The sequence below is a fragment of the Wenzhouxiangella sp. 15190 genome (genome assembly GCF_003417465.1).
Classification (GTDB): Bacteria; Pseudomonadota; Gammaproteobacteria; order Xanthomonadales; family Wenzhouxiangellaceae; genus Wenzhouxiangella.
The window spans coordinates 32,238-50,003 of sequence record NZ_QVMV01000007.1; the positions used below are offsets into that span (position 1 = coordinate 32,238).

The window sequence follows — 17,766 nt, forward strand, 5'->3', positions numbered from 1 at the left end:
CGTACGTGCCTGTGGCTGAAAAAGGCCTTAGGGAAAGCATCCGTGCGATCGGGATAGAACCCCGGGCCTATTTCCCCACCAGGCCATAACGTCCTTTTGAATGCCAGTCGGCGATCCAGTCGCCGACTTCTTCGGCCGGCATGGGGCGGGCAATCATGTAGCCCTGGGCCTGGTCGCAGCCGAATTCACTCAGGAGATCCCATTCATCCTGCGTCTCGACACCCTCGGCCACGGTCACCAGTCCGAGGCGGGCGGCCATTTCCAGGCTGGATTGGAGGATGACCCGGCTCGACTCCCGCCGATGGGCGCCGGTGACAAACGCGCGGTCGATCTTGAGTTCGGAGGCTGCGCTTCTGTCGAGTTGCTGCATGGAGGAGTAACCCGTGCCGTAATCATCAATGGCCAGGGCGAAGCCCTTCATGCGCAGGCGACTCAGGTTTTCCAGTACCTTGCCGACATCGGTCATGGCCACCGTTTCGGTGATCTCTACCGTGACATGGCGTGGTTCGAGCCCCTGCCGGACCACATCCTGGGTCAGCCGTTCGGCCAGGCCGAGGTTGGCCAATGAATGGATTGAAACATTGATGGCGATACTGACATCGTGGCCGCCGTCGCGCCAGGAACGGCACCATCCCGTTGCCTTATCAACCATGGTCCGGGTCAGTTTGCCGACCAGGCCGTTTTCCTCGATGGTCTCGATAAAGGCGTAGGGCGAGACTACACCATGCTCGGGATGGCGCCAGCGCGCCAGTGCCTCCAGCCCGGTGACCGCGCCGGTGGCCAATGCGATCTTGGGCTGGAAAAACGGCTCGAACTGCTCCTGTTCCAGGCCCGTACGCACCTCATCCAGACTGAACGCCAAACCCCGGGGCCGGGATCGTGCACGAACATTGCGATCAGGGTCATGCGATGCAATCAGGCGGGCCAGGCTTTCCGGGGCGGGCGGCTTGTCAATGGCGCCGAGGAGATTGATATTGTAGGCGCCCGCCATGGACAGCACCGTGCGGACCAGTGACCGGTCCATGGAACTGGCAATGATGAGCGAAGCGGGGCACCCTGATTCACCGAGATGGCGCAGCAATTCCATACCGTCCATGCCCGGCATGTCGAGATCGCTGATGATGATGTCGACCGCCTGGTCGACACGATCGAGCGTTTCCAGCGCCTCGGTGCCACAAGCGGCTTCGTGAATTTCAGCCGCACCGAGATTCCGGAGCATTTCGACGATCATCCGGCGCTGGAAATCATGGTCCTCGGCAACCAAAAGGCGCAATCCCGGCGGGATAACCGCTCGAGGTTCAGACTCTTCGGATATAGTCATCAACAATCTCCAGTTCTTTTTTGAGTTCGCGGAGTCCGGAGTGAATGCCTTCCCAGTCCGCGGCGCCCGCCGCATGCTCGAGTTGTTCGCTGATTTCAGCCAGTCCTTTTGCCCCTACCATCCGGCTCGAGCCCTTGATCCGATGCGCTGCGCGCCGCACTGCCTCGGCTTCCTCCTCCGACACCGCCTGTTCGAGGCTCGTAACGTCAGACTCGTTGGCCTGCCCGAAATCGCTGAGAATTTCGCGAACCGAAGCCGCATCATTGCCGGCAATAACAGCCAGCACTGAGCGGTCTATCGGGCCCGAATCGTCCGCCGGCGCGGCGCCCGAATCCGGCGTTTCGCCCTCATCTTCGCCGTTGATGGGCAGCCAATAATCCAGCTTTTCCTTCAACTCGACCAGTTCGGCCGGCTTGGACAGGTAGTCGTCCATGCCGGCCAGGAAACAGGCCTCGGCATCGCCGCGAAGCGCATTGGCGGTCCAGGCGATCACGGGAGTCGAGTCGCCATCATCATCGGCTTCCAGTTCACGGATCTTGCGGGTCACTTCGAACCCGTCCATCCGCGGCATGTTCACGTCAAGCAGCAGCAGGCCATATCGCCCTGTTTTCCATAAATCCAGCGCCTGCTCGCCGTCCTCGGCCGTTTCCGCGGCATAGCCCAGCGCATCGAGCTGGCGCACCAGGACCAGCCGGTTGGTCGGATGGTCATCGACCACCAGCACGAGGGTGCCTTCCTCTTCGGCCGCCTGGACAGACGGTGTCGGGCGACCACGTCTGAAGGAAGGGCCCGGCAATACAACATCTTCCGGATCGTGGTCCTCGGGCAACTCATCCGCGTCGGCGCGCTCCAGCGGCATGGTGAATGTCATGGTCGTGCCGCGACCGGGCGCGCTGTCGAGCTCGATGACGCCGCCCATCAGTTCCACCAGGCGCTTGCAGATGGTCAGACCCAGCCCGGTGCCGCCGAAATTGCGGGTGATGGTCTCGTCGGCCTGGGTAAAGGGCTCGAACAATCGCGCCTGGTCGTCCGGCGCAATGCCGATGCCGGTATCGGCGACGGAAAATCGGACACGGTCGTTCTCGTCATCGGACCGGACCCGCTCGGCACGGACCCGGATCTCTCCGGACGGGGTGAACTTCAGCGCATTGGAAATCAGGTTGTTGAGAATCTGCTTCAGCCGCAGGCTGTCGACGCAAACGGCCGGCGGGATATCCGGGTTGGCCGAGCAGGAAAAATCGAGCCCCCGGCTGATCGCCGCGCCCGAGAACAGGGCGTGAACATCGCTCATGAGTTGTTCGATAGAGGCAGGCTCCGGATGAATATCGAGTTTGTCGGCCTCGATCTTGGACAAATCCAGGATGTCGTCGATCAATCGTTGCAGGGATCGGGTCGACTCATGGATGACCCGCACCGTGGTGCGCTGCTCCGCGTCGAGTTCCCCCAAGCTCAGCAGTTCGAGCATCCCGAGCACCCCGTTCATGGGCGTGCGGATTTCGTGGCTCATGGTCGCCAGGAAATTGCTCTTGGCCCGGTTGGCTGCCTGGGCCTCCTCCTTGGCTTCGTGCAGGGCTTGTTGAGAACGCTTGCGGTGTGTGACGTCCCGGTAGTACCAGACGCGCCCGCGATCTCTTTCCTCGGCATCCGGCATGGGTGCTGAAAACTCCTCGAGAATGCGGCCGTCGGCCAGCTGGAATTCCTCAAAGCTCTTGCCCTGATACTTGTCGAGTACTTCATCAACGTCGCCGGAAAATCTCTCCGGATCGGCCAACTTCGTGCGCATGTGTTCCAGAACAGATTGGCCGGAACCCGATTCGAGCAGCGACGGATCTATTTGCCACATCTCGGCAAATCTGCGGTTGAAGGAAATCACCCGAAAATCAGAATCGGTGGCCAGGATGCCGTCCGGCGACACTTCCTGCTGGGTGGTCAGCAGCGCCACGCTCGAGGCCAGGCGCTCCTCGATCACCTTGTACTCCGAGATGTCGAGCACGATGCCTTCCATGTGCAAGGGCTCATCCCGGTTGTCATAGAAAACACGGCCTGCAGCCGAAATCCACCGAATGGTGCCGTCGGGGCGCACGAGGCGGAAGGACACCTGGTACTCGGCATGGTTAGCCATCGACTCCTGTATGGCGCTTTCGACTCGAGCACGGTCCTCGTGATGAACGAGCTTCAGGAAGCGGTCGAACGTCGGCTCCTCGGCAGAGTCGATCCCGAAGATTTCCAAAGTGCGGCCCGACCAGGTGACCTTGCCGCTGGGTACATCCCACGTCCAGGTCCCGAGCCCGCTCACTTCGACTGCCATCTTTCGGTGCTGTTCGCTAAAAGTCAGCGCACGCCGGGCCTCCTTCTGCTGGGTAATGTCAACCCAGTAGCCATTCCAGACCACCGTGCCATTGGACTTGCGACGCGGGTTGGCATTGGCGCGCATCCAGTGGATGCTGCCATCGGCATGGCGTGCGCGGAATTCGAATCGAAACGGCTCCAGGCGTTCGGCTGAATGCTCGATAGCTTCATACAGGCGGTCCAGATCTTCGGGCAGGACCTGTTCGAATACGCGGGATACATCGGCGACGGCCTGCTCCGGCTCCAGCCCCACGAGTTCCCGGATGCCGGCGCTGACGAAAGTGAAGCGGTAATCGCCGTTGGAATGGCGCCGGAACTGGTAGACCACGCAGGGAATACTGTCGGTGATTTCGGTGATTTTCTGCCTGGTGCGCCGGCGCATGCTGATCAGCAGGATGACAGCTGCCGTCCCCAGCAGCACAATCGCAAGCGTCAGGAAGAACGGATCCGTGGTCCGATATTCCAGCCACGCCAGGGCAGCGACCAGCACAGCGAGAAAGAGTATCGACCGGCGATGCCGTACAAGGCGTTGAAAGAGCATAGCACTCACCGGAAAGCGGGCCGCTCGATATTGCCGACCGCCGGTGCAACCGGCAGCTGAGCAATCAATGCATGTTTCCCCATGGAAATCCCTTCAAATCCATCAGTCCAGCTCAAAGCTGCTGACACTGCGCAGGATTTACATATCAAGCTGTACGCTACCACACACAGATGAAAAGACATTCATGTCAGTTCCCAATCGATCTGTGCTGGCGCTGAATCACCTTTCCCGTTGCTCGGCCTCAACCCGATTGCGTCCCAGGCGCTTGGCGCGGTAGAGGGCGCGATCCGCCTTTTGCATCAGTGTGTCGAGTGCTTCGTGGCCGTTCCATTCGGCCACACCAAAACTGGCCGTCACCCGGATTACCTGTGACTGATGCTCGATATTCAGCGCTTCTATGCCCAGCCGGATCCGTTCGGCTACCTGGCATGCCTGGTTTGAGTCAGCCTGCATCAGCAGAATGACGAATTCCTCCCCGCCTGAGCGGCCACACAGGTCGGACGGGCGTAGCTCATTGTTGACCGAATTGGAGAGTTGCCGCAAAACCTCATCCCCCATGCTATGACCGTAGCGGTCATTGACCTGCTTGAAACGATCCAGATCGAACGTGATCAGGGAGGCGCTTTCGCTGGCAGCAGCTACTCGCTTGAGTTGACGCTGACCGAGTTCCTCGAAATGGCGGCGATTCGAGAATCCGGTGAGAAAATCGGTTGTCGCCAGAGCCTTCAGTCTTTGATTTGCCTTGTGCAACTTTTCGTTGGTGCGCTTGAGCTCGTTCGTTCGCTCGTCGACAACCGCTTCCAGCCGCACGTTGGACGCATGCAGATCGAGCTCCTGTACCAACAATTGTTCCCGCTGCTCCCTGAGTTCGTGCATGAGGATTGCCAGTCCCACGGTTACCACGACGACAATGCCAAGGTATTCCTGAGTCAACCAGACTGCCTGTCCGGAACTGACCTGCGGATAGGGGTAGATTCCCGCAACCAGATGGCTCACGGCCAGCAAGGAGATCAGAGCGGCGATCAGGGCAGCAACGTGCACTTTGAAACGCAGAGCCGCCCAAAGGCCAAGCGGTAGCAGCAGGATTGGCGCGAAGTAGAACTGCAGGGCGCCCGGATCGTTCTGAATGAAGGTGAGCACGCCCATTGCCGTAACGAGCCCAGCTAGTGCCAGGAACTCCATCAACTGCCGAAGCGATGGCCGCGGCCAACGATTCTGTTCAAACCAGCGTGTAGCCGTGACGAGTACCGGGGTCAGTACCAGCAGGCCTAGCGCATCGCCGAACCACCAGGTCCGCCATGCTCCGACATAGCCGCCGTCAGCACGGCCAAGTATGACGTAAATCGTCGCACCGAGCGCAGCCGCCAACGCCGAGGCCAGTAGCGGACCGCTCAGGAGAAAAGCGCGTCCCTCGTGAAGGCGACCGAACGTAAAGCGCTCACCGCATAGATGGCGGATCAGTAAACCCGCGAGCGTGACCTCGAAGACATTGATCAGCCCGAAGGAGATGGCGGCCCAGAGCGGGAATGCGGGTATGTCGGCAACCAGTTCGGCAGCCAGGGCGGCCAGCGCGAGCCAGGGCCACTGGCGCGGCGGCCATAGCAGAAAGGCCGCAAGCAACATGGCATTGGGCGGCCAGAGCACCGCGATGCCGCCAGGGGTGATCGTGTAGTTCACCCCGAACCAGGCGCCGAGAAAGTAGCCACCCCCAACGATTGCCATGCGTTGAATCACGACGAGAGAAAGAGGGGCCATCAAATACTCCGATTGCAGCATGAGTTGTGCCGAGGTCTGCTCGACTGGGCATAACCATGTATGCATATTTCATGCCGCGCTGCTGAATAATCCCCAACATACTTGAAAGATCGTAGCAGGGTTACCTTACGGCTGCGCCACGCAGAGCTGATTGCGCCGCAGCATCCTGGCCCGGAAGTAGGCTTTCCACGGACCTTTGGGCACTGATAAATAGCTTCACGAGATCAGGAAAAGTCAAAACGAGGCTGCGAGGGTTGCAAGGGATTTTACTGGACCCGTGCACTGCGCTTGACCCCTGGCAAACCGGCGGGGCCGCGGAGCGGGTGCCCGGTTGCGCTCATCGAATCCTGGTGCGATGCGAATCTAGTTGTGCAATCTCAGTCGGTTGTCGCCCCTCACCTTTCAGGGCAACGGCAGGCATGCTCTGGTCAGAAAACCAGTACCTTGTCGGCTTCTTCGGTGGCCTTGGCCAGCTCGTCCATGGTGCTGCGCCGGCTGCCGTCGACCAACTCCTCTTCGGTGATTCCACGAGCGTCGAGACATGTCCCGCACAGCAAGGCCTGCCCTTTGGCGACGACCCGTTTGATCATGCGTTCGGCATTGTAGAACCCGTCCGGGGTCTTCTGGCCCCGCTTGGCGCCCGAAACGGCATCACCCATGAGGAAGACAGTGACCTCGCCGTCATGCTTTATCAGTGCATGGGCAAGCCGCAGTCCGTTGTAGAGCCGTTCTGTCCCATAAGGGGGATCGTTGATGATGATCAGTGTCTTCATTCCGGCGCTCCTTGCTATCATTCTATTAAACGCTAGAATAGCAGAATCAGAAGTCGATCAGGTGGTTCGTCTTCCACCCGTCAACGCAAAGGTGAAAAGCGATGCCATATCCTGGGACAATCCGCTCTCCACTGGTCTTTCGGCCGTTACGGGGAAGACAGGGTCATGAATGAACTGTTGTCGCAGGAGCCCATAGTGCGCATCGGCGCATTCGCCAGCATTTTTGGCCTGATGGCGGTGTGGGAGGTTCTCGCGCCGCGCCGACAGCGGCGTGTCCGAAAAGGCTACCGATGGTTCAACAACCTTGGCGTTGTCGTGCTCAACGCCGCGCTGGTGCGAGTTCTGTTCCCCGCCGCTGCCGTTGGTACTGCGCTGTTCGTCGAGACCCAGGGGTGGGGACTGCTCCAGCTGCTCGATACCCCCTACTGGCTGACGATCGTCATCACAGTGCTAGTCCTCGACTTCGCGATCTGGGCGCAGCATGTGTTCTTCCATGCGGTCCCGCTGCTGTGGCGCCTTCACCGCATGCACCACGCCGACCTGGACTTCGACGTCACCACGGGGTTGCGCTTTCACCCCGTCGAGATCCTGTTGTCGATGTTCATCAAGGCCGGCGTCATCGTGATGCTCGGGGCGCCGGCCCTGGCGGTCCTGATATTCGAGGTGCTGCTCAATGCCACCTCCATGTTCAATCACGGCAACGTGCGCCTGCCGAAGCCGCTTGACCGGATACTGCGCTGGATCGTCGTGACCCCGGAGATGCACCGGGTCCACCACTCCTGGTATCCGAACGAGACCAACTCCAATTTCGGGTTCAACCTGCCCTGGTGGGACCGTATTTTCGGCACCTACCGGGCCCAGCCGCGTGACGGGCACATCGCGATGACCATCGGCATCAATCTCTTCCGCGACCCGCGGGAGCTGCGCCTGGACCGCATGCTCTGGCAGCCTTTCCATGGCCCCACGCACAGCTACCCCATCAACGCACGCGGCAGGGACGATACGGGTGTCGAGACCGACTAGCAGGCATCAGTCTGCCCATTTCAACCCAAAGTGGTGAATCAGGATGACAACGCAACAGGACCTTCTTGACACGCTGGCACAGGTGGCACGAGGGCTCGGCAACGGGCACCGTCTGGCATTGCTCGAGCGCATGGCCCAGGCCGAGGCATCGGTGGACACCCTGGCCAGCACCACCGGCCTCACGGTGGGTAATGCTTCCCAGCATCTTCAGCAGTTGCGGCGTGCCGGCCTGGTCACGGCGAGTCGTTCCGGCAAGCAGATGATCTACCGGCTCACCGATGAGCGGATCATCACCGTGCTGAGTCTGCTCCGGCAAGTCGCCGAAACCAACCTGGCTGAAATGGAACGGCTGGTCAGCCGACTGTTTTCCGATGACGATGCCGACGGAGCCCTGGAAACGGTTTCGCAAAGTGAACTGCTGGCTGGACTGGAAAGCGGAGAAGTCGCGTTGCTCGACGTGCGCCCGGTCGAGGAATTCCAGGCCGGACACTTGCCCGAAGCGATCAACATCCCGCTCGAACAGCTCGAAGCCATGCTGGAAAAGCTGCCGCGGGACAAGCAGATCGTGGCCTACTGCCGCGGCCCTTATTGTGCGCTGTCCCACGAGGCCGTTCAGCGGCTAAGAGAACTCGGCTACCGGGTCAGGCGCTTCGAAGAAGGATTTCCCGAATGGAAGGCAGCGGGGCTGCCGATCCAATGAGACCTTTCGGTAAGACTTTTTAATCTGTTACAAGTCGGGTTCTCAGTCGAGGGCGCGTCGAGCGCGCCATTGCAAAAGCGCTCGCAGCGTGTCGACAAGTTCATTGTTCACGGCCTGCACTCGTTCGAATCGGGCATGGCGGTCATCCGCCACGGTTACTCCGACCAGCTTGCCGGCCTCTTCGAGCATGAGTGTGTGCAAGCGGCGAGTCTCGTCGATCAAACTGGCCTGCCGCGAGGAGGAACTTCGTGGCTGCAGCGAATTCAGCCAGTCCTGAAGCTCACAGGGGTCCTGTGCCTGACCTGATTGCGCTCGCGGCGGTTCGTTTTCTTGCGACTGCAATGCGTTGAACCACCGGCGATGGGCACTGATGGCGGAAAGGCCGGCGAGGTCGCTGCGAAGGATTGGCAGCACATCCTTCCAGCCCGGATCGGGCTCCCATTGCTCCACCCAGGCCGGCACCTGATCGGGTGGCATGGGCCGGGCAATCGCGTAACCCTGCGCCTGCTCACAGCCCAGCTCCAGCAGCAGCCTTGCATGTTCGGCCGTTTCCACTCCTTCTGCCAGCACCTCCATGCCGAAGGAGTCCGCCATGGTGATGATCCCCAGCAGCAGCGGCAGTTCGTCGGCTTCTTCGAGCATGTCGTGAACAAAGCTGCGATCGATTTTTAGGACGTGAGCCGGTATCTGCTTGAGATAGGTCAGTGACGCATAGCCCGTGCCGAAATCGTCGATGGATATCGACACACCGAGCGCGCGCAGTGCATTCAGGTTGTCGATGGCCCGTTCGAGATCTTCCAGGGCGCCGCTTTCGAGCACTTCGAACTCAATCGACCGCGGATCGATCTCCGGGTATTTGTTCAGCAGGCGCTCGACCAGGCTCGGAAATTCGTTGTCCTGCAACTGCAGGCTGCCGATATTGACACCAACGGCCAGATGCAGGTCCTGCTGATTCCAGATCCGCATCTGGCGAAGGGCGGTTTCGATGACCCATTCACCCAGCTGGATGGAAAACGGATGGCTTTCAATGGCTGGAAGAAATGCCGCCGGTGACAGAAGTCCCTGTTCGGGATGCTGCCAGCGCAACAGCGCTTCCACACCCAGTATCCTGCCCGTGCGTGAGTTGACTTGGGGCTGGTAGTGGATTGTCAGCTCTTGGTTATCCAGAGCCGCACGCACCGCATTGATGGTCAGGTGCTGCTGCTGAATAATGGATTCACGGTCAACATCAAACTCCTCGTAGCGGCTGCGCCCCTTCAGTTTGGCCTGGTACATGGCCTGGTTGGCCTGGCGCAGCAGGAGGTCGGGTTCGATCGGGGAGTTGGCGGAACAATACCTGATGCCGGCACTGAAAGAGACGGAAAGTGTTTTTCCATCGATACGGAGCAGTTTCTCGCCGGCCTTCATCAGTCGGGAGGCCAGCCGATGGACCTCGCCCCGATCTGATACTTTGGGTACCAGGACCACGAACTCGTCACCGCCGAGACGGGCGAGCCGGGCCTCGGATCCCAGCAGCGCTTCCCAGCGTCGTGCCAGTCGGACCAGAAGCTCATCACCGAACACCTGGCCATGCACGTCGTTGATGTGCCTGAACTGATCGATGTCGAGCTCCATTACCGCCAGCCATGCATTGTCCTCAGGCAAATCGACCATGGACTCGGCGATCGCTTCGACGATCCAGGCGCGGTTTCCGAGCCCGGTCAGCGGGTCGTGATAAGCGATGTATTCCAGTTCCCGCCGGGCTTCCAGGCGTGACGAGATATCCCGGAATATCGCGACCGCGTTCTGCCCGGAGGGGCCGGCAAACTGTTGTCCACCGCTGATTTCCACCGGCAGTTCCGTGCCATCGCCGCGGCGGATCCGTGTTTCAACCAGCAAAAAATCGGTTGCCGATTCGATAAATCGGTCGAACTCACTGCCTATTTCATCCTTCAATTCGGGTGGATGTAACTCGGTAACATGACGGCCGACCAGTTCCTCCCTGGTTTGGCCGAATAGTTTGCAGGCGCTCTCGTTGACATCCAGAACCCGTTCGGCGTCGACGTCGAACACGACGATGGCGTCGGCACTGGAATCGAATACCGCCCGGTAGCGATCTTCGGCACGGCGTTGCAGTGCCTCACCCAGTTCGGCTTCGGCTCGCGAACGGGCCTTGCGCTCCTCGATCAACTCGAGCGTTTGCCGGGAAAGTTGCTGATGCATGTTCAGTACGGTGTCGAGAATCACCGGTGAGGCCTGGCGCAATTGCCGATGTGCTTCCAGTCGCGCCTCGTCCACGCTGGCGCCCTGGTCCATCTGTTCGATGATCAGGGCCATTTCCCGATCGTTCTGCAGGATGTGACGGGCCAGCCAGTGCGTCAGGAAGGACAGAATTTCGTGCAGGGTCTCCCGCCGGCATTTTCTGGATTGATAGAGTTCCCCGACTTTTTCGACGAAGCCGGAATGGTACTTGCGGTGGTCGGCCAGTACCTTCTCCCCTTCCAGGTAGCGAGCCCACAAGGCTTCTTCGTCCTCGAAGTGATAGTGGGCGTATGCGGTCAACTCATCGAGCAGTTCGTCCAGGTTGATATCGGTCGAATCGTCGACCGCGGCCGAGGCGACCTGGTTGAGCAGGGACACCAGCCTGCGGTGCTGCTGGTCAATATCGGCAATGCCGGTTTCGAAGTGTTTGCTCCAGGGAAAAATCTCGAAGGCGGGGCCGTTAGCGTCTTCCCCGGATGGAACCGTTCTATGCATTCATGCGTCACTCGTGCAATCCTGGAACTGTGCCCGCCTGCCCCTTCCCAGCGAGGCGAGTCATTCAATGGCAATCTAGCACATATGCGACCCGAAGCCTTTGACGGCTCGTACGTCCTATCCCATTCCGGCGCCGCTCACGCTGCCTTGCGGCACTGCCGTGCCGATTCCTTCGCCTCGAGAATGCGTTCGATGACCGCTTCCAGTTCGGGAATCCAGCGCAGTACCACGACCAGGTCGTTGCACTCGTCGACGTAGATGTAATTGCCGCCGAAGCCGGCTGCCCAGTAGGCGTTTTCGGGGGCTTCGGGGATGCGCTCCTGGTCGGTATTGAGCCACCACATGTAGCCGTAGTCGGGGCGCGCTTCGGTGGGCTGTCTGAGCTGCTCGAACCAGTTGTCGGGAATCAGGCGAGTTCCTTCCCAGACCCCGCGGTTGAGCATGAGCAGGCCGTAGCGGGCATGGTCGGCCGTACTGATGAACAGCCCGCCGCCGAAGTGGCCGCCCCCGGATACCGACTGCATTCGCAGTCCGTCGAGTTCCACCCAGGAATTCTCATAGCCGTGCCAGCGCCAGGTACTGGAGGTGCCGATCGGATCCATGACGGTCTCGCGCAGCACCACCGGCAAGGGTTTGCGGAAGACCTGTGTCAGGCTGTAGGCAAGCAGGTTGACGCGCACATCGTTGTACTTGAAGTGCGTGCCGGGTTCGTGCATTTCGCGGTTGCGCCACTGTTCGGGGCCGTCGCCCACGGGCCGGTCGGCCCAGTCCGGTGTGTCCCACAGTGTGCCCGACCAGTCGGAGGTCTGCTGCAGCAAGTGGTGCCAGGTAATTTCGCTATTGTGTTCGCTGGCGAATTTCCCGTCGGTGACATAGCGCCCGACCGGATCGTGCAGCGATTCGATTAGCCCGCGTTCGACGGCAAGCGCGGCCAGCGTGGACAGGTAGCTCTTGACCACGCTGAAGGTCATGTCGACGCGATGGACGTCGCCCCATTGGGCAACGATGTGGCCTTCCGAAAGAATCATGCCGCTGTCGCCGGCCCGCGGTTTCGTCGGGCCGAGTACGCGATAGTCGGGTTCGCGATCGGTGTAGGTGTCGAGCAGGACCTGGTGAAGGTCACCGGGTTCGGTTTCCGCGCTATCGCGGGCGAAGGCGACGGCTGACTCAAGCGCTTCGGGATCGAAGCCCGCGGCTTCCGGTTCAGCGGCCTGCCAGTCGAAAGGATCGGGGAAATAAGTGGTTTCGGCAATGGCTACCGAGGCCGCAAGGAGCGAACCCCAGAGAAGAAGTATGCGAGCAAGAGAATTCGGTGGCTGGGACATGGTGGGTTTTTCCGGATTGATCATGCCGAGCGTAGCATCGATGCACACTGCTTGGATTACCAGACTTCGTGTTCGGGTTCTCCGGAAGACAGCCCCTATGCGCACCTCCGGGTTGGACAGCTATACTGCGGGCCATGAGATTCAAGTCTGTAATACTCGTTCTCCTGCTCCTGTCCGGTCTGCATTCGATGCCGGCGGTGGCGCTGACTTGCGGCGAGTTGCCGGAGCGGGCGGAGTCGATCCGGGCGATGCGGGACCATGACGCGGCTGCCGGTGTCGAGAAGGGTCGCGAGTTGCTGGGGCGGATCGATGAAGCCGGCATGGATTGTCCGGCTGGCCGGATGGCAGTGCAGGCGGCAGTGGCCTCGAACCTGCACATCCTCGGCCGTAATGAGGAGGCGATCGAAGTCGTCGACGCTGCGTTGTCGCTGGCCGAGGGCGTGGAAGACCCGGTCCGCATCGCTTCCGTTCGCCGCACTGCCGGCGTCCTGTTTTGGGAGATCGGTGATCACGACCGGGCCCTGGAACATTACCTGACCGCCCTGGAAGCCAGTCGGGAGGCCGGGGATGTCGGCGGTGCCGCGCGGGCGGCCGGCAATATCGGCAATCTGCACAACACGCTCGGCAACTGGAGTGAGGCCCGGAGCTTTCACCGCCAGGCGCTGGAAGGGTTCGAGGAAATCGGCTGGCGCGAGGGCATTGCGGGCACCCTGGTCAATCTCGGCGCCCTGGCCGAACGGATGGGCGAGTCATACGCGCAAGCGGGCGAAGAAGACAGGGCCGCCGTTGAACACCAGGCGAACCTCGACTACAACCGTCGAGCTTTGCAGTTGTTTGAAGAACTGGAGAACCCGCGCGGAATTGCCTACGCGGCCGACAACATTGCCCGCGCGCTGGTCGAGCTCGATCGGGTCGAGGAGGCATTGACCTACCAAAGGCGGTCACTCGAACTGCGGCGTGAAGTGGGCGATACGGTGGGTGTCATCAACTCGTTGATCACCGGTGCTGAAGCCCGCATTGCCCAGGGCCAGCCGAACGAGGCTCTGGCCATTCTCGACGAAGCCAGTATCCTGGTTCCCGAAGGCAACAGCAGTCTGCTCAGCCAAGTGGTGCGCCGGCAGATGACGGCGTACGAACAACTCGGTGACTACGAGTCGGCTTTCCGGCGACTCGAGCGGCTCATGTCGCTCAATGACGCCCAGGCCAACGAGGATCTGGCCGCTCGTGTCGAACAACTGCAGCAGGCGTTCCAGGCCGATCAACTGGAGCAGGAACTGGCCCTGCAGCGGGCCAGGGCGGAGGTGTCCGAGCAGCGCGCCCGGCGCCAGCAGATGATCAGTGCCGCGTCGATTGTCATGGTCGTTCTCCTGCTGCTCGTGCTGGGTCTGCTCTACAGCCGCTACCGCCTGGGCCGGCGGCTCTCGAAAACGCTAGACAAGGCGGCCCGCACCGATTCGCTGACCGGTCTGTCCAACCGGCGCGACATGACCGAGCGGATCGACCGGGCGATTCTGAGGCGCGATGAGCACGACGAACCTTCGTCGCTGATCATGGCTGACATCGACAACTTCAAGGAGGTCAACGATACGTTGGGCCATCAGGTGGGTGATGAAGTGCTCGTGCATATTGCCGGGCTGCTTGGCGATCATCTGCGTGGTGTGGACGTTGCCGCTCGCTGGGGCGGGGAAGAATTCCTGATTCTTCTGCCCGGAACGCGCGAGGCCGGTGCCTACAGCGTGTCTCGCAACCTGGCGCGGGCATTGGACAATTCGCCACTGAAAGTGGGCGGAAGGTCGATTTCGATGACCATGACCTTCGGCGTGACCGAGATTGAATCAGGGGCCGTCTTCAACCAGGTAATCAAGCGCGTCGACGACGCCATGTATGCCGGCAAGGCGCAGGGCAGGAACCAGGTTGTATCCGCCTCGGAGCTGGCGTTTTGAGTTCGGGGAATCGCAAAGGCGTGGTGCTGCTCTCCGGCGGACTCGACTCGGCAACCGTGCTGGCCGAAGCGGTGGCTGCCGGATATGAATGTCACTCGCTGGCCGTCGATTACGGACAGCGACACCGGGCCGAGCTCGATGCCGCACAACAGATCAGTCGCGTGCAGGGCGCGGCCTCTCACCGGGTGGTGAGTGTGGACCTGCGCGCCATCGGCGGCTCGGCTTTGACCGATGACATCGATGTACCCGAGACTGAATCGAGCGGCATTCCGGTGACCTACGTACCGGCCCGGAATACGCTGATGCTCTCCCTGGCGCTGGGGCTGGCCGAGGTGATCGAGGCCCGCGACCTGTTCGTGGGGGTTAACGCCGTCGATTACTCGGGCTATCCGGATTGTCGCGCACAATTCATCGTCGCCTTCGAAGCGCTGTGCCAGGTCGCAACCCGGGCCGGCGTCGACGGTGAACGGTTCCGGGTGCATGCGCCCCTGATCAGCCTGTCCAAGGCGGACATCATTCGCCGCGGCGTTTCGCTGGGCGTGGATTACTCGATGACCGTTTCCTGTTATCAGGCCGATTCCGATGGGCTTGCCTGTGGCCGCTGCGATTCCTGTCGGCTTCGACGGGCCGGATTCGAATCGGCGGGCGTGTCCGACCCCACGCGTTACGTCATGCACGACTGAATCGCCCTTGTTGGCTTTGCCGGTGGCCATGGCTGGACAGCCGTGTCAGGCGCCGCTGACAAAAGGTTCGGCCAGCCGTAAGATACTGCCCTGATTTTGCCAAAAGGGGCCGTTTCACGATGAGTGAGCAGAACCCGCCAGAGGGCGACCGCACGGTTATCGATGGCCCGGGCGCCCAAGGCCGGGACGACGAAGCGCCCGGGCGGATCGGACCGTATCGGCTTATCCGCGAACTGGGGCGCGGTGGGATGGGGGCGGTCTATCTGGCCGAGCAGCTCGAACCCGTCCAAAGAGAAGTGGCCCTCAAACTGATCGGCGAACGTCGGCGCGACGGTACGGCCGGCGCCCGGTTCGAAGTCGAGCGCCAGATGCTCGCACGCATGCATCATCCGGCCATCGCCCAGGTTTATGATGCCGGCACGGCCGAGGACGGCCGTCCCTGGTTGGCAATGGAGTGGGTACGGGGCGAGCCCATCGTCGACCATGTCGAGCGGCACGGTCTTTCACGGGAAGAGCGGCTCGAATTGTTCGTGCGGGTGTGCGGTGGTATCCAGCATGCCCATCAGCAGGGCGTGATTCATCGCGACATCAAGCCGGGCAATATCCTGGTTCATCGGGTCGACGACTATTCCATGCCGAAGATCATCGATTTCGGCGTGGCAACGGGTATCGTCGAGCGCGACGGCCGGGCTCGATCGGATACCACCGACCGGGCCGGCACCCGCGGATACATGAGCCCGGAATTGCTGGCGGGTCCGACTTCCGAAGTGGACACACGCACCGACGTCTATTCGCTCGGCGTATTGCTGTTCGAACTGCTGACCGACCGGCGTCCGCCGCCGGCTGACAACACCGCCGCGCTCGAAACGGTTCGGCACATGCTGGTGGGCGTCACCCATACGGGAGAAGGCGAGCATGCCGATGTCGTGCGATCGGCCAGAGGCGCCCGGCATCTGCCGCGGGAACTGCGCTGGATCCTGGCCCGCGCGCTGGCACCCGACCGGGATGAACGCTACGATTCCGCGGCCGAGCTGGCGGCCGACCTGCGCCGCTACCTGGCCAATGAAGTCGTCGAGGCGGTGCCGGACACGCGCGCCTATCGCTGGCGCAAGTTCCTGGCCCGCAATGCCCTGGTGGTCGGGGCGACAAGCATTGTTTCGCTGGCGCTGGTGGTCGGGCTGGTCGTGGCCGTCTACGGCCTGTTCGAGGCGCGTGCCCAGGCCGATCGGGCCGAGCAGATCGCGGCATTTACCACCAGCATGCTCTCCTCGATCGATCCCCGCTACGCCGAGGGTGCCGATACACCCGTGCTCGACCGGGTACTGGCCGACGCAGCCGAACGGGTGGGCGATGAACTGGCCAGCCAGCCGGGCATTCGAGCCGAAATCGAACTGACCATCGGGCAGGTCTACTCCAGCCTCGGCCAATACGAGCGAGGGCGCGAGTACCTGCAGGGAATTCTCGACCTTCCGGCCAGTGAACGGCCGCTCGAGATTTATCTGAATGCCGGTATCGAGCTTTGCCTGATCGATTTGCAGGAATCCCGGATCGAGCAGGCCGACGAACGCGTCGGGGAACTGCTCAAGGTCGCCGAGCGGCAACGACCCGAAACACAGAAAGAGTGGCTGGATCTGCTGTCTCTCCAAGGCAATGTTCGTTCCGAGCAGGCGCGGCACGAGGAGGCGCTTGCAATCTACCGCCGCGTTCTCGACGAAATCGGTCCCGAGCCGTCGGAATCCCTGCGGTCGATACGCATCAACGTCATGCGACAGATGGGCCAGTCGTATTCCGAGCTTTATGAGCTCGACCAGGCCGGGCAGTGGTTCCAGGCCGCGCTGGAGGCGGCACGCGAATGGGACGACCCCACCGCCCGGGCAACCATGGTCAGCCTGCTCAACGACCGCGGCGTCGTCCTGCTGCGCCAGGAGCGCTATGCCGAGGCCGAAGAAGTGGTGCGCGAGGGTGTCGAAGAGACCGAGCGATTGTATGGAGAGGACCATCCGCTGGTCATCGTGCAATATGGCAACCTGGCCGGCGCCCTTCGGCAGCAGGGTGGTGAGGACAAGCTCGAAGCATCGCTGCCCTTCTATGAAAGAGCACGGAATCTCGCACTCGAGCATTACGGATCCGAACATCCGCAATCGGTGGTCTTTACCTACAACCTGGGCAATGCCTATCGTGATATGGGGGAAATCGACCAGGCCCTGGCCATGCATCGCGAGGCGCTTGCGCGCCGCAACGTCATGCCCGATACGCACCTGTTCCAGGGGTTGGTTCATTTCGGCCTGGGGCAAAGCGAGTTGGCTGCCGGCCACCTGGAAGCCGCCCGCGATCATCTGCAGACATCGATCGATCGCCTGGCCGAGCTGGTCGGTGAGGACTTTCACCGACGCATCCAGGCCATGGACTCGCTGGCAGATACCCATGAAGCGCTCGGTAATCCGGATCGCGCAGCCGAGTTGCGCGAGCAGGCCGATTCCTTGCGCAGCCGCGACGAATGACGTCCTGGCGTTTCCGGTGTTCGCTACGGACGGCGCCAATGTGCTGAAAATTCGCGCAATCCTTCCGGCCTTCGGGTAAGGTTAACGGGCAGGAAATTCTCAGTAATCAAAGACGG

General features: G+C 61.3%; 11 protein-coding genes. 5 read left to right on the top strand and 6 right to left on the bottom strand.

Annotated elements, in window-relative coordinates; all coding sequences use genetic code 11:
* Nucleotides 1–67 precede the first annotated feature (67 nt).
* The 4 genes from DZK26_RS01340 to DZK26_RS01355 form a co-directional block, all read right to left on the bottom strand.
* Nucleotides 68–1,321 carry an EAL domain-containing protein gene (locus DZK26_RS01340; protein ID WP_116897116.1) on the bottom strand — a complete coding sequence of 418 codons (1,254 nt, stop codon included), beginning with the start codon at nt 1,319–1,321 and terminating at the stop codon, nt 68–70.
* A complete protein-coding gene (locus tag DZK26_RS01345; protein WP_181935604.1) occupies nt 1,299–4,160 on the bottom strand; it encodes a PAS domain-containing protein in 2,862 nt (953 codons plus the stop codon). The genes DZK26_RS01340 and DZK26_RS01345 overlap by 23 nt, the downstream gene beginning before the upstream one ends.
* 270 nt (nt 4,161–4,430) lie before the next feature.
* A complete protein-coding gene (locus tag DZK26_RS01350; RefSeq protein WP_181918257.1) occupies nt 4,431–5,987 on the bottom strand; it encodes a diguanylate cyclase in 1,557 nt (518 codons plus the stop codon).
* A 407-nt stretch (nt 5,988–6,394) separates the two neighbouring features.
* A complete protein-coding gene (locus tag DZK26_RS01355) occupies nt 6,395–6,739 on the bottom strand; it encodes a DsrE/DsrF/TusD sulfur relay family protein (protein ID WP_116897119.1) in 345 nt (114 codons plus the stop codon).
* Nucleotides 6,740–6,904: 165 nt separating this feature from the next.
* On the opposite strand from DZK26_RS01355, the gene DZK26_RS01360 reads away from it, so the two are divergent.
* Both DZK26_RS01360 and DZK26_RS01365 read left to right on the top strand, forming a co-directional pair.
* Nucleotides 6,905–7,762 carry a sterol desaturase family protein gene (locus DZK26_RS01360; protein ID WP_116897120.1) on the top strand — a complete coding sequence of 286 codons (858 nt, stop codon included), beginning with the start codon at nt 6,905–6,907 and terminating at the stop codon, nt 7,760–7,762.
* A 43-nt stretch (nt 7,763–7,805) separates the two neighbouring features.
* Entirely contained in the window at nt 7,806–8,462 is a 657-nt protein-coding gene (locus tag DZK26_RS01365; protein WP_116897121.1) for a metalloregulator ArsR/SmtB family transcription factor, read from the top strand.
* Between the two features lie 42 nt (nt 8,463–8,504).
* Here DZK26_RS01365 and DZK26_RS01370 read toward each other — a convergent pair whose 3' ends face one another.
* Together DZK26_RS01370 and DZK26_RS01375 are read right to left on the bottom strand one after the other, a co-directional pair.
* Nucleotides 8,505–11,198, bottom strand: coding sequence for a bacteriohemerythrin (locus DZK26_RS01370; RefSeq protein WP_116897122.1), 2,694 nt, complete (start codon nt 11,196–11,198; stop codon nt 8,505–8,507).
* A gap of 137 nt (nt 11,199–11,335) precedes the next feature.
* Nucleotides 11,336–12,523 carry a serine hydrolase gene (locus DZK26_RS01375; RefSeq protein ID WP_116897294.1) on the bottom strand — a complete coding sequence of 396 codons (1,188 nt, stop codon included), beginning with the start codon at nt 12,521–12,523 and terminating at the stop codon, nt 11,336–11,338.
* Nucleotides 12,524–12,657: 134 nt separating this feature from the next.
* On the opposite strand from DZK26_RS01375, the gene DZK26_RS01380 reads away from it, so the two are divergent.
* The 3 genes from DZK26_RS01380 (at nt 12,658) to DZK26_RS01390 (ending at nt 17,650) form a co-directional block, all read left to right on the top strand.
* Nucleotides 12,658–14,466 carry a diguanylate cyclase gene (locus tag DZK26_RS01380; RefSeq protein ID WP_116897123.1) on the top strand — a complete coding sequence of 603 codons (1,809 nt, stop codon included), beginning with the start codon at nt 12,658–12,660 and terminating at the stop codon, nt 14,464–14,466.
* Nucleotides 14,467–14,486: 20 nt separating this feature from the next.
* The gene (gene queC / locus DZK26_RS01385) at nt 14,487–15,149 is read left to right on the top strand and encodes a 7-cyano-7-deazaguanine synthase QueC (RefSeq protein ID WP_220337023.1); all 663 of its coding nucleotides are present in this window, start codon (nt 14,487–14,489) and stop codon (nt 15,147–15,149) included.
* A gap of 119 nt (nt 15,150–15,268) precedes the next feature.
* Nucleotides 15,269–17,650 (top strand): serine/threonine-protein kinase, encoded by a 2,382-nt coding sequence (locus DZK26_RS01390; RefSeq protein WP_116897125.1) that lies wholly within the window; start codon nt 15,269–15,271, stop codon nt 17,648–17,650.
* The last annotated feature ends 116 nt before the right edge of the window (nt 17,651–17,766 follow it).

What these genes read in the sequence shown, in the direction of transcription:
- DZK26_RS01340 (WP_116897116.1), bottom strand. Translation starts at nt 1,321, where the DNA reads ATGACTATATCCGAAGAGTCTGAACCTCGAGCGGTTATCCCGCCGGGA.
- DZK26_RS01350 (WP_181918257.1), bottom strand. Translation starts at nt 5,987, where the DNA reads ATGCTGCAATCGGAGTATTTGATGGCCCCTCTTTCTCTCGTCGTGATT.
- DZK26_RS01355 (WP_116897119.1), bottom strand. Translation starts at nt 6,739, where the DNA reads ATGAAGACACTGATCATCATCAACGATCCCCCTTATGGGACAGAACGG.
- DZK26_RS01360 (WP_116897120.1), top strand. Translation starts at nt 6,905, where the DNA reads ATGAATGAACTGTTGTCGCAGGAGCCCATAGTGCGCATCGGCGCATTC.
- DZK26_RS01365 (WP_116897121.1), top strand. Translation starts at nt 7,806, where the DNA reads ATGACAACGCAACAGGACCTTCTTGACACGCTGGCACAGGTGGCACGA.
- DZK26_RS01370 (WP_116897122.1), bottom strand. Translation starts at nt 11,198, where the DNA reads ATGCATAGAACGGTTCCATCCGGGGAAGACGCTAACGGCCCCGCCTTC.
- DZK26_RS01375 (WP_116897294.1), bottom strand. Translation starts at nt 12,523, where the DNA reads ATGTCCCAGCCACCGAATTCTCTTGCTCGCATACTTCTTCTCTGGGGT.
- DZK26_RS01380 (WP_116897123.1), top strand. Translation starts at nt 12,658, where the DNA reads ATGAGATTCAAGTCTGTAATACTCGTTCTCCTGCTCCTGTCCGGTCTG.
- DZK26_RS01390 (WP_116897125.1), top strand. Translation starts at nt 15,269, where the DNA reads ATGAGTGAGCAGAACCCGCCAGAGGGCGACCGCACGGTTATCGATGGC.